Below are 13,706 nucleotides of genomic sequence, written 5' to 3'. Positions count from 1 at the left end.
GGTTCTTAGCGGGTGGAGCTGGTGGTCAGGACGTCCCTGAGCCGTTCGAGGTCGGCGTCGCTGAAATCGTGTGCCTGGAGCAGACCAGTGGCGCCGCCGTACACTTCGTCGATGAGGTCCAGTGTGGTTTCCAGGACAGTGGCGGGACTCGCGGAGATGATTTCCCGGAGTTCCTCGCCGATGCCTGCAAGGCCCGGGTGGCTGGAGGCGGCTGCCACCATGGCCTCGCTCCATTCGCCGCGCAGGTTCTCCTCGCTGGCTACGTAGTCCAGGATCACCTGCTCGCGGTCCACTCCTGCTGCCAGGAGGGCCAGGGCAATGACGACGCCGGTGCGGTCCTTGCCCGCGGTGCAGTGGACCAGCACGGGCTCCGTCCCGGAGTCGGCGATGAGGCGGACGGCGTCGGCAAGGCGCTGCCCGTGGCTACGGATCATGAGCCGGTAGATGTCCAGCAGGGTGGTGATCTCTGCCGTACCGGGGACGTTACCTTCTTCGAAAATCGGGTTGTGCCTGGTGTCGACGCCGAGTCCGTCGAGTTTGCTGGGCGACTTCTCCAACTCGGTGCGGTCACGCAGGTCGATGACCAGACGGATGCCGAGCTCGGAGAATTGGCGGCGTCCGGCGTCGGTCAGTCCGTGCAGTGCGTCAGAGCGGTACAACTTCCGTTCGCGGACGGTCCGCGCGGCGGCGGTATCGCCCGCCGCGGCGGCGGCGTAGCCCGCCGTGCTCCGGAAGTTGTAGGTGCCCTCCACGGGGTAGGGGCGGTTGCGGGTTCCGAAGACTGCGTCCTCGGCAGTGGTTGTCACAGCTGGTGTCCTTTGGATGGGTGAGAGAAGTTAGGGGATCAGGTCCTGGGCGCGCTTCTGGGCGTCGGCCATGGTGGTTTTTGCGTCCTTGCCGTAGTAGACGACGTTCTCGATGGCCTTGCCGAGGATGTCGTCGATCTGCACGTAGCTGTTTCCCGGGTAGGAAACCCACGGCTGGAGGCGGTCAAGCTGCGCGAGGTTCGGGGCCAGGAGCGGGTTCTTCTGGGCCCAGTCGTAGAGGGAACCGCCCGGAGCGGTCAGCGAGGTGCGCAGCGGCAGGTAGCCGATCTTGGTCGAGATCTGCTCGTAGGCGTGGTCGCTGGTCATGAACTTGATCAACTCCCAGCCGGCGCGCTGCTTCGCGGGATCCTGTGAGAGTACGAACAGGGCCGAGCCGGAGTTGGTGGGCACGGCAGGCTTGCTGCCGAAGGAGGGCATGCCGGCGGCCTTGAGTTCCCAGCCGCCCTTGGTGGCAGCGGACATGAATGAGCCCTGGAGCGCTGAGGTAGTAAGGATGAAGGCGGTATCGCCCTTCGGGAGGCCTTCGTATTGTGCGTTGCTGTCTGCGTTGCGCAGCACGCCGTCCTTCGTCAGCTGTGCGAGCTGCGTAACCGTGTCGACGGCCGCGTCCGAGCCGAATCCGATGGTCTTGCGGTCATCGGAGAGAACCTGGGCTCCGTTCGACTTGAAGATGCCTTGCATGCACCAGTTGCCTCCGATGCTTGCGCACGAGATGTCCAGGGAAGGCTTTCCGGTCTTCGCGGAAACAGCCTTTGCGGCTGCCTCCACCTTGTCCCAGGTGGAGAGGTCCGGGTTGGTGATTCCGGCGTCGGCGAGCTTGGTGGCGTTGTAGAAGAGGACAGGGGTGGAGAAGACGTAGGGAATGCCGTAGGTCTTGCCGTTCCAGTCGGCGAGGTGCTTCGCGTTGGGGTGGAACGGGTGGGCGCCGCCGAGGGCGTCGTCGACGGCTTTCTGGCCGACCAGGTCGCTGATGGGCTGAGCGCCAAGTTGGGTGGCGGCGAAGTCGAGGGAATCGAACGTCAACTGCGCGACGTCGGGCGCGTGTCCGGCGAGTAGCTGCGTCTGGACGCTGCTGACCGTGTTGGATCCGACGGCGCCGCCGCCCTGCGGTGCCTGCGCGGTGACGTGGATGTTCGGGTGGGCCTTTTCGAAGTCGGCTACCAGGCCTTTGACGGTATCGGTCCAGACGCCGGCCTGGGCCAGGTTGTAGCTTTCGAAGGTGATGTTGACTTGCTGGTCTGCCGTGAGTTCCGGGATGACCTGGTTGCTCACGGTGCTGGCCTGCGAGGTGCCGGAACAGCCAGCGAGCGCCAATGCGGCGGTGCCAGCGGCGATGGTCAGTGCAATTGAACGGAGAGGGCGCACAATATTTCCTTGATTGCTGGGTTGGGTGGGTACTGCAGGTTCCGGTTTGGGGCCGGAGTATGGGGGAAGAGCGGCTGTTAGACCGAGGCCGCTGGCTGCGCCGAGCTCGCAGTGGGCGCGTGCTTCGCGTCTGCGTGCCATTCGAGTCGCCTGCCGCTTACGCGGTCAAAGAGGTGGAGGTTTTTGGCTTCGGCACTGAGTACGACGGCGTTGCCCGGCTCCCAGTGTTGGCCGCGCGGGGCGCGGACGGCCACGCGGTTATCGCCGACCCGGCAGTAGATGACCTGTTCGCTGCCAAGGTTTTCGCTCAGGTCAACGATGCCCCGAAGGGCTGCCCCGGAGCTCGGCGCCGCTGCGGAAGAGCCGGGTGCGTGGATGCTCAGGTGCTCGGGGCGGATGCCCAGCACGACGTCCCGCCGGGGTGTTTCCCCGTCCCATAGCACCGCTTCCAGGGACGGCGCCATGACGGTGATGGAACCGTTGCTGGTGGAAAGTTCGGCGTCGATCAGGTTGGTGGCCGGGGAGCCCAGGAAGCCTGCCGCGAACACGGATGCCGGCTTGTCGTAGAGCTCTTCCGGCGTGCCGAGTTGCTCGAGCTGGCCTCCGTTGAGCAGCGCGATCTTGGTTGCCATGGTCATGGCTTCCACTTGGTCATGTGTGACGTAGATGAACGTGGCACCGAGGCGCTTGTGCAATCCGGCCAGCTCCTGCCGGGTCGCGGTGCGGAGCTTGGCATCCAGGTTGGACAGGGGTTCGTCCATGAGGAAGGCCTTGGGCTCCCGTACCAAGGCGCGCGCAACTGCGACGCGTTGGCGCTGGCCGCCGGACAGTTCCTTCGGCTTGCGGTCCAGGAGGTGGCCTATCTCCACCATTTCGGCCACGGCCTCCACGCGCTTCTTGACTTCCTGCTTGTCGGTGCGCCGCACGTGGAGCGGGAAGGCAAGGTTTTTCGCCACGCTGAGGTGCGGGTACAGGGCGTAGCTCTGGAACACCATGGCCAAGTCGCGCTTCTTGGACGGGGCGGTGGTGATGTCGGTTCCGTCCAGTTCGAGCGAGCCCGACGTCGGTTCCAAGAGGCCCGCGATCATGCGGAGCAGGGTGGTCTTGCCGCAGCCACTGGGGCCGAGCAGGACCAGGAAGTCACCGTCTTCGACGGTGAGCGATACGTTCTTTACCGCCGACACGTTCTTGAATGAACGCGACAACTGGTTGAGCACTAGTCGGCCCACGAGCACCTCCGGGGAAACGATGTTTCCTAAATCGAATTATTTAGGAAACGTCTTACCCTTGAAGGGTGGGGCTCGATTATTAACAGTCGGTGCGGAGTTGATTAACTCCCCGTGCGCTGACAGGAAACAGTTGAAACCGCCCGCGTTTCATGCCGGAAGTTATTCCGGGTTTTCCACCATGTGGAGGACTTCTTCGAACACAGCGGAACGCGCGCGCTCAACGTCGGGAGAATCTGCCGTCACCGCGGCGTGCAGGGCGGACAGCACCAGCATCTGGACGATATTCCCAATGGGCAGCTGGTCGTTCCACGAATGGAATTCAGCCCCGGCCACGAGCGTGTGGGTCGAGAGGTCGGCGAGTTCGGATTTCGCATAGCTGGTGACCCCGATCACGGTTGCCTTGCGTTCAGCCGCGATCCGCGCAGAACCAATCGTGAAGGAGTTCATTCCGCTGTCACTCACGGCGATGCAGACATCCCCCGCTGAGAGGAGCTTGGCGGAGATGTGCTGCGAGACAATGTCGGATGGCGCCTCGCATTGCACTCCGGCCGACAGGAACCGCAGGGCGAGGGATTGGGCGGGAGCGAGTGACGCTCCGTTGGCCACCACCAGCAGGCGCCCGCCCTGGCGAATCGCTTTCACAGCGGCGTCGAAGGCCTCGAAGTCCAAAGACCCCAATGCTCCGCGGATGTCCTGGGAGGCCCGGGAAAAGATCCCTGAAACCAGGTGTTCGGAGGATCCGGGTTCGCCGGTTGCCCCGGACTCTTCCTGTTGGATGCTGTCCCGTGCCGCGGCGCCCAGATCGCGCAGCAGGACCTGGCGCAGGTGCTGGAATCCGTCAAAGCCCATGCTCTTGCACGCCCGCACGATCGTCGCGGGCGATGTCCCCGTCTGGGTGACCAGATCCGCCACCGACATCCTGGCCACGGTCTCCGGGGAATCAAGGCACAACTGCGCCACGCGCTGTTCGCTGGGAGCCAGCGAGGGGAAAATCGACTTGATGTGCGCGCGGGAACCGCCCAGGGGCGGTTCGGATTTGTACGGGGTCATTCGCCTTTCATACCAGATTCACTTGAATAGCGAACCAGCAGTGCCGAAACCGACGACGGCGGGTGCCTGCCGCCGTCGGGCACTCACCCTTATCAGTCGAGCGGCAAAGTGACCGTTACGCAGGTTCCGTTGCCCGGACTGGACACGATGGAGACGTCGCCGCCCACTTCGCTGACGGCGATGGACATGAGGCGGAGCCCGAATCCGTGGTGTGCGCCGGCGGGCGCACCCTGCCTGTCGAATCCGGCACCGTTGTCCGTGACTGTCAGCCGGATCCCATGGTAAACGGCGGCGAGCCGGACGGTGACGTCGTGGGCGTGCGCGTACTTGAACGCATTGCTGAGGACTTCCTTGGCGGCGTGGTAGAGCAAGGAAGCGGAGCCGGACGAGATTTCGACACCATGGTGCGGGGTCTCCCAGTGGATTTCGGTCCCTTGGCGGCGGAGCGGTGCGGCCAATCGGTCGATGCAGCCCGCGAGCCCCAGGGCATGGAAGTCAACGGGTTGCTGATCGGTGATCACGCCATTGATGGCGGTAACGTCGTCCAGGGCTGTTGTTGTCTTCATGGCCGGTCCTGCTCCCCTTGCAGCTTTGGTGCTTTCGCCGGCGGGTGCGTTCCGCCTGTGCTTGCATTAAGACTGGACCAGAGGAGTTAAGGTTCCCGCGATATTCAGTTAGTTTCGTCCTAATTTTTTGTCAGGAATTTCTCCTACTTCGCAAGGAAGCCGAGCAACGCCTGGTTGACCTCGGCGCCATGCGTCCACAGCAAGCCGTGCGGCGCGCCGTCGATCTCCACATACTCGGCGCCGGGGAGAGCCTCCGCGAACCGCCGGCCGGTGACGTCGATGGGCAGGATGTTGTCCGCGGTGCCATGCACGATCAAGGCGGGCACGTCGATCTTGGGGATGTCGGCGCGGAAATCGGTGAGCCACGTGGGCTGCGCGGCCACCGAGGCGTAGGCACCAGACTGGGCCGCCAGATTCCAGCTGGCGGCGACTGCTTCATGGCTCAGGCGGTGCGTTCCGAGGAAAGTGGATGCGTTGTAGAAGTTGTTGAAGAATTCGGTGAAGAAAGCGTAGCGATCGGAAATGACGGCTTCGGACAGTCCGTCGAACACGGACTGCGGGACGCCTCCGGGGTTGTCCTCGGTCTGAAGGAGGAACGGCTCCAAGGATGAAATGAACACGGCCTTCGCCACCCGGGCCGAGCCATAAGTGCCAAGGTAGCGGCCCACTTCGCCTGTACCCATCGAGAAGCCGACCAGGACGGCGTCGTTGAGATTCAGTGCTTCCAGGAGGGTGTTCAGGTCCGCGGCGAAGGTGTCGTAGTCGTAGCCGACCGTGGGCTTGCCGGACTTGCCGAAGCCGCGGCGATCGTAGGTGATGACGCGGTAGCCGGCGTTGAGCAGTGCGGCGGTCTGCTTTTCCCACGACGAACCATCCAGGGGATAGCCGTGGATAAGGACCACTGGCTGGCCGGTCCCGTGGTCTTCGTAGTAGATCTCGATCTCGGTGCTGTTTTCGTTTCCGACGGTGATGTAAGCCATGACTACGGTCCTTTCGTAGCGGATCTTGCCGAGCGTTTCCAGCCTACTGTCCGGGCACGACGGCGGCACACGCTTTCGAGGCACCCCTCACCCTAGGGTGCCTCGCGTTCGGTGGCGGAGGGTGGTGCTGCCACCACCACCATCCGGGGACACTGGCTACCGGCGACGCCGGGGCGGATCCTTGGATCACCGCCGATGACGATCCAAGGAACACCCATGCCACTTGCTCTACGCTCCGCCACCAAGAGTTACGCTTCCATCGACGACCTCCTGGGCGATGGACGCCGCCGCTTCTTCAGCCATGGCTACAAGTCCACCAACCCGCGGCTGCATGAACTCCGAGTGGCCCACACGGTGTCCGAATCCACGCTTTCGGCACGCGCCGGGTTGGGTGTGGAGGGAATCTGGTCAGTCAAAGGAGAATCGGAGCAGGTTCCGCATCTGGGCACCACGGACGTCCTTGTACTTGCCTGCAGAATGGCAGAGGCCCTGCTGGCCAGCCGCTATTCTCCCGAACTGTTGCCCAAGGCCTACGTGAGGTCGGTGTCCATCTCCGGCGGTGGTGAACCCGTGGAGGGCGCGCTCGGCGACCTCGAATGCCGGGCAACGCTGCAAAACGTGAGCGACGGAACCGCTTCCGTTCTTCGGTGCTCGGTCGCATCCATGACAGCCACGTTGGAAGTAGCTCATGCCCCGGCTGGACTCGGACTTGCCTCGGTCCAGTCGCCGTCCGAGGAAGCCTTGGTGGGCAACGCCGGCACGCGCCTTTACGGCGATCTCTGGGCAGAACGGCAAGTGTCACTGCTGGACCTGGTCCTCGAACCGGACCACGAAACCGCCCGCGCCACCGTCTCTTTCCGCCAGCAGCCCTCTCTCAACCAGCGCCTGGGCCACCGCCGCGGACTCGAAGCCGCCTACCCGCACGCGCTATCCGCCGTCGAATATTTCGTGGCCACCTTGCAATTGGGGCAGGTGCTGCTCTACCGGCTTGACGCCATGAACCGAACGGACAGCAACACGCTGTGGATGCGCAAGACCCGCATCACCCTCTGCGGTCCGGACTTGAAAACGGCGAGTGGGCAGGGAACCGGCCTCACCGTGCGGCTACGCAAGAGCCGGTTGATAGTGAAGCGAGTCGTGGCGTTGCGCTGACGTTGTAGGAACCTTCGACGGCTGTGAAGTGGTGTGCAGCGTGGCTCACCAACTGCCCGCTCACGGTGCAGTCGTGGCCGCTGGGGTCGATCAATGAGCGCGCGAGCGGCCGTCGTCCGGGGTCTGGGCGGAGCACTGCCCGAACGAGTGGTCACCAATGAGCACTTATCCACCATCATGGACACTTCGGACGAATGGATCAGGCGCCGGACCGGCATCGCCGAGCGACGCCATTCGGACGAAACCGAGAGCACCAGCGTCCTCGCGACCTCAGCCGCCCAGCGCGCGTTGGCGAGTGCCGGCGTCCCTTCCGTGGGGCTGCTGATTGTTGCGACGTCGACGCCGGACAAAGTCTGCCCGGCGACGGCACCGAAGGTCGCGGCGAACCTTGGGCTTCAAGGCATCGCGGCTTTCGACGTCTCCGCCGTCTGCTCGGGGTTCGTCTACGCCCTGGCTACGGCCAGCTGGGCCATCACCTCGGGCTCTGTGGACTCGGCCCTCGTCATCGGTGCGGACACATTCACGCGCTTGCTCGATCCGACGGACCGGACCACTTCCGTGATCTTTGGGGACGGGGCAGGCGCGGCTTACCTCTCTGCCGGTACCCCAGACGAGCCTGGCGCCATCCTTGCCTCCACGCTCCACTCGGACGGCAACGGAGAAACGCTCATCCAGGTGCCACGCAACGCCGGGGGCTTCTTCGAGATGCAGGGGAAGGAGGTGTTCACGCAGGCCGTGTCAGCGATGTCGGAGTCCGTGGAAACCGTGCTGCGGAGCGTTGGATGGGCGGCGGCTGAGGTGGATTCCCTGATCGCACACCAAGCGAACCTCCGGATCCTGAACACGGTGGCCTCTGTCACCGGCATCCCCGGGTCCAGGGCCGAAGTCCACCTGGACAGGGTGGGAAACACATCGGCCGCCTCTATTCCGTTGGCCATGACCGACGCCGGAACCAAAGGCCACAGGACTCCGGGCGACAAGGTGGTCCTGACGGCATTTGGCGGAGGAACCACCTGGGGCGCCATTGCCATGACATGGCCATCGATCTCGGTTGTCGACCCGCACTAGGGACGCACCGCCGATTCCTGCGGGCCGGGTGCCGTGCAGGACCACCGTGGCACCGGCCATCCCGGGCCACCCGTACAAGGGGGAAACCAATGGAAATCACTGCTCTGGACGTCGTCGATGCGATCCGTTCCACCATGGACGAGCTGAGCCACATCGGCCCGGACGACCCGTTCGCGGACCTGGACATCGATTCACTCTCACTCGTTGAAGCCGCCGTGATCCTTAGCAACAAGTTCGGCGTGCGGGTAGACGAATTCGAGCTCGCGGAGGCAGGCACTGCCCGGGCGGTGTCAAGCGTAGTCACCGAAAAGCTGGCCCTTCAGCTTGCCGTCTAGCCACAAAAAATCAAAAGAACCGACGTCCTTCAAGACCCAAAGACCCAGCCCAAACAGTGAGGATAACCATGGCCAATCCGGCAATTGCAGTTGTTTACTATTCAGGCTCCGGCCACACCAAAGTCCTGGCGGACGCAGTGGTTGCCGCTGCCGTCTCGGCCGGTGCCACCGCGGCTCTGTTGCGGGTGGATGAACTCACTGAGGAGTCCTGGAGTTTCATCGACGAGGCCGACGCCATCATTTTCGGGGCTCCGACGTACATGGGGACTGCGCCTTCGGTGTTCCATGCCTTCGCTGAAAAGACCGCAGGCCGTTGGGCCGTGCAGAAATGGCGCAACAAGCTGGGGGCAGGCTTTACCAATGCCGCGTGCAAGGCGGGGGACAAGAACTCCACTCTGGATTACTTCTCTACTTTTGCCGCGCAGCACGGCATGAACTGGATCAACCTCGGCCTCCTCCCGGGGTGGAAGAGCACAAAAGGCACCGAAAACGACCTCAACCGCTTCGGATACTTCAACGGTGCCGCAGCCCAGACGTTCTCGGACGTGGGCATCGAAGGCGTTCATCCCGCGGACATAGCGACGGCCGGGCACTTAGGCAGGAGGGTGGCGGACATCGCCTCGATCTTCGCTGCCGGCAGGATCGCGATGGACCGCGATCTCGTCAGCACTGGGGCCTAGCAGCTCAAACTTCCAACCCAGATGCTGTCCCTGGTGCCGCAGGATCATCCAGCGGGACCGGGGACAGCGTGTTTTCCACGATCTTGAGCACCTTCGGGTTGGAACGGTGGAAGAGGTGGCCGCCGCCGGGAACGTCATGCACCCGCGGCGCCGCCGAGCACCAGGATGCCCAGCGCAGGGAGTCGGAAGCAGGCACCACAGGATCATCGGTGCTGTAAAGAAGGGTGGCGGGCACCTCCAATTGGTTGGCCGGCGGCCTGCCCGGATACTCCGCCAGCAACGCCAGGTCCTCAAGCAATACTTCGCGGGCGCGCTCGGACAGCCCGCCGGAAGCGGCAGCCGCGGCGGCCACGCCGTCGTGCATTCCCGACGGCGGACGTGCGGCCGCCAGGAAAACGTGCGCTACTCGTCCGGTGCCCTGGAGGCGGAGGGCGGCCTCGAAGGCGAGGATTGCGCCCATGCTGTGTCCATAAAGGGCAAGCTCCGGCGACGGGGATGCTTCGATCCGCTCAGCGAGGGCATCCGCAGCGGACGCAAACGTTGCGAAGTCCCTCCCGCGGTAGCCAAGCCTGGTGACCTCGAGGCCCGGGAAGCGCCACGCCGCGAAGCTTGCCGTGGTTCCGCCCGCGTGATGGAGGCAAAACAGGTGCACGCCGGTGTCCTTGGCGCTAGTTGAAGGCGAGCCGGTGGCGATCGTGCTCCATGCGGGATGCGGCCACGTCATCCATGTGTTCCTCGGCCCATTCCTTCATTTCAAAGATGATCCTGAGAAGCGAACGGCCGCGCGGAGTGAGTTCGTAGTCCGTGCGCACGGGAACGGACACCGTGACATGCCGCAAAACCAGTCCGTCACGTTCGAGTGACCGCAACGTGGAAGTCAGCATCTTCTGGCTGGCTCCGGGAATCCGCTTGCGCAGGTCACTGTGGCGTTGCTGCCCATCCTCCAAGGCAAGCATCACCAGCGTGACCCATTTGCTGCTGATGGCCTCAAGGAGTTGCCGCGCAGGGCAAAGGTCCAAGGAAGCGTTGTAGTGCTTCTGGGCCTTCTGACGTTTCTGTTCAGCCGTGAGAGTCATATCCCCAATACTTTCCTCATCAAATTGACTGGTGAGGCACAGCATACTTGGGGGTTGTTACGGCCGGGAAAACTGCGTCGCAAACCTTAACCCGTTGGGGGCCGGCCCGTCCTTCACCGTGGGGATTACCAACAGCGATTCGCCCGCCAGCGCCATGAACTGAAGATCCGAGTGGTGGTCGCCGTAGGCGAAGCTCGCTGACAGGTCCACCGCATATTCGGCCGCGTGGGACGCGACGGCCCGCTCTTTGGCGCCACCCACCAGTGCTTCCTCGATGTCGCCCGTATACCTACCCTTGTGCGTCCGGGGGAGCGTGCACAGCATTTCAAGGTTTGGCCAGCGCCGACGCACGCGCACCAGCGCCGGTTCGAACGACACCGTCACCGCAACGATCCGCCGACCGGATCTCGTGTGAGCGTCCAAGAGAGACGTCACGGGTTCCAGGAAAGGCCACTCCTCCGGAGACTCAGCTTGGGCGTCTGCCCAACGCTCGCCGAGTTCATCGATCTCAGCGACGCTCCGTCCGCGCCACCAACAGAAGTACCGGGCGTTGGTTACGGACCTGGGCGCCCCATTCCTGGCTGCAGACCGCAGGCCGGCCAGCAAATCCTCGGCCTCAGCTTCGCAGGAGCGTTTCGCGGCATCGAATCGAAGGAACTCGAAGATGGTGTTGTAGGCGGTGACGGTGCCGTCGATGTCGGTGTAGGCGGCCTGGCTTTGTCCGCGGGACGGGCGTCCGGATTCTTCCACAGGAAGAATCCTAGGGGCCTTTTCGGCCCGTGGAAGCCTCCAAGGGGAGGGCACTTTGAGGTGCCCTAGGCACAAGAAAGTGCGTTCTTACGCACCACAGAGGTGTCGGGTGAGGATCGATAACGGGGCACAACGCGTCCCCGCAGCAAAGCCTCGAAAGGAAGCCAATGCCTACCATCCTCCACATCAATGCCTCTCCCCGTTACGCCAACAGTGACTCCCTGCGGCTGGCGCGGCATTTCATCGACTCCGTTCAGGCCGCCGGTCCCGAGAGCTTTGAGCTGGAGACCCTGAACCTGTTCGACGACGGTGCGCTGCCCGTTTTCGGACGGATCGCCGCCGCCGCCAAGATGGCCGTTTTCACCGGTCAGGATCAGACGCCGGAGCAGGTCGCGGCTTGGGAATCCGCCCGCGCCGTGTTCGACCAGTTCGCCGCCGCCGACGCCTACGTTTTCAACATCCCCATGTGGAACTCCGGAGTTCCCTACGTCTTGAAGCAGTGGATCGACATCATCACCCAGCCCGGCTGGAGCTTCGGTTTCGACCCCGAGCAGGGTTACCGCGGCCTGATGGAGGGTAAGCAGGCCCTCGCCATCCACACCAGCGGCGTCTACGCTCCAGGGGTTCCGGCAGCTTTCGGCTCTGACTTCAGCAGCACCTTTTTTGCTGACTGGTTGAACTTTGTGGGCATTGAGGATGCCACGCACATCCGCTTCGCCCCCACGGTTCTTAACGGGGACGTGGACGGCACCCGCAAGGTTGCCGAGGCTGACCTCAGCGATGCCGCTATCGAGTTCGCAGGCAAGCTCAGCGCCGCGGGAACCCTCCAGCTCGTCAACGACTAGGGCGGTAACAATGCGCATCGGCATTTCGGGTACTTACTCCTCCGGCAAGACGTTCACGTCCATGGCTCTCTCCCACTACACGGGCCTGCCCCGGACCCGAGCCAGGACTATGCGCGAAATCCTGCCCGAGGCAGCGCCGGGCAAGATCCTTGAGGAATGCACAGCAGCGGAGCTCATCCAGATGATCGTGACGCGTCACGTAGAACGGGCCGTGTACGAGGACAAGCTCTCGGACGGCTTCATTTCGGACGGGTCCTCCCTGCAGGAATGGATCTACGGGTCCGTGCGCGTATCCCTCGGCCTGAACCCCAGTGCTTCGGCATACCTGAAGCCGGGGGAAACAGTGGAGAAGACGCCGGAACTGGTGTTCTTCGAAGAGGTGATGGCGAGCCTCGGCAACAGCTTCAAGAGGCACGTCAAGAACTCCTTCGACGTCTTCGTTCACTTGAAGAACGAGCTTCCGCTCTCTGCCGACGGGCACCGTCCGGTCAACGACCAGTTCCGGAACATGTCGGATTCGATCCTGCAGCAGACCATGGAGGAGTTGGGCATCCCGTTCTACGTGGTGTCCGGCTCGGTGGAGGAACGCCTTGAGCAGGTCGCTTCCTTGTTCAGCCTTGAGCCGCGTATGAGTCCAGCGGAGGCCACACGGCGGGCCTCCGAGGAATACGCGAGGCTCGATGTCCGCTCCGAGCGGGAGCGCGTCTTGCAGTAGCCAGGAATCCTCCGGATCCAAGATTCGGATTCCGCTCACCGGTTCGTCCGGCCGACCGCTGTGCAGCGGTCGGCCGGACGCTCGTCCTTAGTGGAGAACCCATGCGTACCGATCAGCCACCTTCCAGCCAAGCGTTGTCCCATCAAGTGCGCTCCAACCACGCGCGCCTCGGTGAGTTTTTCCGCACCCGCCGGGAACAGACCCGTCCCGAGGACGTCGGGTTACCGGTCAGCTCACGACGCCGGACTCCCGGACTCAGGCGCGAAGAAGTCGCTGTTCTCGCGAACGTTGGGGTCTCTTGGTACACCTGGCTGGAGCAGGGACGGGCCATAGGTGCCTCGGAGGAAATCCTCGACGCGATCTCGAACGCCCTTCAACTCAGTCCTGAAGACAGGACATATGTCGGACGGCTTGCTTCCGGGCGCCGCTCCACCAAATGGGCCGACAGTAACCTGGCCGGCCAGCCGCGCCAGGAGGGTGGATGGCCCGGTGCACAGCCCGGGGCACAGCGTTTCGACGTCGATCACGGCGAGCTCGCCCTTCTGCAGCAGCTGGTGGACGCCATGGCGAACCCCAGTTACATCGCAGACCCGTTGTGGACCGTCGTCGCCATGAATTCTGCCGCTGCGGACACCTTCGATACCCGCCTAGGCGAAAGCTGCCTTCAACGGTTCTTTACCGATCCGGAGCTAGCCCGGCCACACGTGCACCAGGAGATGATGGCCCGATCCATGGTGGCGCAGTTCCGCGCACAGTCGGCCAAGTTCCCGGACGATCCCCGGTTCGACATTATGGCGCGCAGCTTGTGCGAGGTTTCCGACGCTTTCCGTGGGTTGTGGGAGCGCCAAGTGGTGGGCGATTCATATCATGTGGACGTGGTCTACGACCATCAGTCGCTGGGCAGGCTCAGCTTCGCTCCCATGGTCTTGGGCGTCCCGAGGTTTCCTGCCCTCCGTTTGTTCACCTATCTACCCAAGGGCGGAACCGGGACCCAGGCTGCCCTCCTGGGGTTGAATAGGAAAGCCGTGATCTAGGCTGGCCAGACGTCGAGGCAGGGGCATCCAAAAG

At 63.6% G+C, this 13,706-nt stretch carries 17 protein-coding genes and 1 pseudogene; 8 read left to right on the top strand and 10 right to left on the bottom strand.

Features of this window, described 5'->3' with window-relative positions; all coding sequences use genetic code 11:
* Window positions 1-5: 5 nt before the first annotated feature.
* From LFT47_RS18625 to LFT47_RS21405, 7 genes are all read right to left on the bottom strand, one after another.
* The gene (locus tag LFT47_RS18625) at window positions 6-806 is read right to left on the bottom strand and encodes a tyrosine-protein phosphatase (RefSeq protein ID WP_236812997.1); all 801 of its coding nucleotides are present in this window, start codon (window positions 804-806) and stop codon (window positions 6-8) included.
* Window positions 807-836: 30 nt separating this feature from the next.
* Window positions 837-2,192 (bottom strand): ABC transporter substrate-binding protein, encoded by a 1,356-nt coding sequence (locus LFT47_RS18620; RefSeq protein ID WP_236812995.1) that lies wholly within the window; start codon window positions 2,190-2,192, stop codon window positions 837-839.
* A 77-nt stretch (window positions 2,193-2,269) separates the two neighbouring features.
* Window positions 2,270-3,376: an ABC transporter ATP-binding protein gene (locus LFT47_RS18615; protein WP_236812993.1), complete on the bottom strand. Its 1,107-nt coding sequence runs from the start codon at window positions 3,374-3,376 to the stop codon at window positions 2,270-2,272.
* A gap of 204 nt (window positions 3,377-3,580) precedes the next feature.
* Window positions 3,581-4,471: a MurR/RpiR family transcriptional regulator gene (locus LFT47_RS18610; protein WP_236812991.1), complete on the bottom strand. Its 891-nt coding sequence runs from the start codon at window positions 4,469-4,471 to the stop codon at window positions 3,581-3,583.
* Between the two features lie 92 nt (window positions 4,472-4,563).
* The gene (locus LFT47_RS18605; protein WP_236812990.1) at window positions 4,564-5,037 is read right to left on the bottom strand and encodes a sensor histidine kinase; all 474 of its coding nucleotides are present in this window, start codon (window positions 5,035-5,037) and stop codon (window positions 4,564-4,566) included.
* 143 nt (window positions 5,038-5,180) lie between these two features.
* Window positions 5,181-6,017: an alpha/beta fold hydrolase gene (locus LFT47_RS18600; RefSeq protein ID WP_236812987.1), complete on the bottom strand. Its 837-nt coding sequence runs from the start codon at window positions 6,015-6,017 to the stop codon at window positions 5,181-5,183.
* Between the two features lie 92 nt (window positions 6,018-6,109).
* A complete protein-coding gene (locus LFT47_RS21405) occupies window positions 6,110-6,235 on the bottom strand; it encodes a hypothetical protein (protein ID WP_272909594.1) in 126 nt (41 codons plus the stop codon).
* Here LFT47_RS21405 and LFT47_RS18595 point away from each other — a divergent pair.
* The 5 genes and pseudogenes from LFT47_RS18595 (at window position 6,234) to LFT47_RS18580 (ending at window position 9,252) form a co-directional block, all read left to right on the top strand.
* Complete coding sequence (locus LFT47_RS18595; protein ID WP_236812985.1) at window positions 6,234-7,169, top strand: AvrD family protein; 936 nt, start codon at window positions 6,234-6,236, stop codon at window positions 7,167-7,169. The genes LFT47_RS21405 and LFT47_RS18595 overlap by 2 nt on opposite strands.
* A gap of 16 nt (window positions 7,170-7,185) precedes the next feature.
* Window positions 7,186-7,266, top strand: a pseudogene (locus LFT47_RS21560) (hypothetical protein); the annotation flags it as partial.
* A complete protein-coding gene (locus LFT47_RS18590) occupies window positions 7,263-8,237 on the top strand; it encodes a beta-ketoacyl-ACP synthase III (RefSeq protein WP_236812984.1) in 975 nt (324 codons plus the stop codon). The pseudogene LFT47_RS21560 and the gene LFT47_RS18590, both read left to right, overlap by 4 nt.
* A gap of 89 nt (window positions 8,238-8,326) precedes the next feature.
* Window positions 8,327-8,572, top strand: a complete 246-nt coding sequence (locus tag LFT47_RS18585; protein ID WP_236812982.1) for an acyl carrier protein — start codon at window positions 8,327-8,329, stop codon at window positions 8,570-8,572.
* Window positions 8,573-8,640: 68 nt separating this feature from the next.
* Window positions 8,641-9,252: a flavodoxin family protein gene (locus LFT47_RS18580; protein ID WP_236812980.1), complete on the top strand. Its 612-nt coding sequence runs from the start codon at window positions 8,641-8,643 to the stop codon at window positions 9,250-9,252.
* Between the two features lie 4 nt (window positions 9,253-9,256).
* Here the strand turns inward: LFT47_RS18580 and LFT47_RS18575 are convergent, their stop codons facing one another.
* The 3 genes from LFT47_RS18575 to LFT47_RS18565 are packed head-to-tail and all read right to left on the bottom strand — an operon-like array spanning window position 9,257 to window position 11,078.
* A complete protein-coding gene (locus LFT47_RS18575) occupies window positions 9,257-9,976 on the bottom strand; it encodes a thioesterase II family protein (protein WP_236812978.1) in 720 nt (239 codons plus the stop codon).
* Window positions 9,921-10,328 carry a winged helix-turn-helix transcriptional regulator gene (locus LFT47_RS18570; RefSeq protein ID WP_236812976.1) on the bottom strand — a complete coding sequence of 136 codons (408 nt, stop codon included), beginning with the start codon at window positions 10,326-10,328 and terminating at the stop codon, window positions 9,921-9,923. Before LFT47_RS18570 ends, LFT47_RS18575 begins: the two co-directional genes overlap by 56 nt.
* 57 nt (window positions 10,329-10,385) lie before the next feature.
* Window positions 10,386-11,078: an HAD family hydrolase gene (locus LFT47_RS18565; RefSeq protein WP_236812974.1), complete on the bottom strand. Its 693-nt coding sequence runs from the start codon at window positions 11,076-11,078 to the stop codon at window positions 10,386-10,388.
* Between the two features lie 167 nt (window positions 11,079-11,245).
* Between LFT47_RS18565 and LFT47_RS18560 the strand changes: the two genes are divergently transcribed.
* The 3 genes from LFT47_RS18560 (at window position 11,246) to LFT47_RS18550 (ending at window position 13,672) form a co-directional block, all read left to right on the top strand.
* Entirely contained in the window at window positions 11,246-11,923 is a 678-nt protein-coding gene (locus LFT47_RS18560) for an FMN-dependent NADH-azoreductase (RefSeq protein WP_236812972.1), read from the top strand.
* 10 nt (window positions 11,924-11,933) lie between these two features.
* Window positions 11,934-12,638: an AAA family ATPase gene (locus tag LFT47_RS18555; protein ID WP_236812970.1), complete on the top strand. Its 705-nt coding sequence runs from the start codon at window positions 11,934-11,936 to the stop codon at window positions 12,636-12,638.
* A gap of 101 nt (window positions 12,639-12,739) precedes the next feature.
* On the top strand, window positions 12,740-13,672 hold the full coding sequence (locus LFT47_RS18550; protein WP_236812968.1) for a helix-turn-helix transcriptional regulator: 933 nt from the start codon (window positions 12,740-12,742) through the stop codon (window positions 13,670-13,672).
* The last annotated feature ends 34 nt before the right edge of the window (window positions 13,673-13,706 follow it).

This window comes from Arthrobacter sp. FW306-2-2C-D06B, assembly GCF_021789175.1.
Lineage (GTDB): Bacteria > Actinomycetota > Actinomycetes > Actinomycetales > Micrococcaceae > Arthrobacter.
The sequence above is the reverse complement of the archived record's forward strand: the minus strand, read 5'-3'. Positions and strand labels throughout refer to the sequence as shown.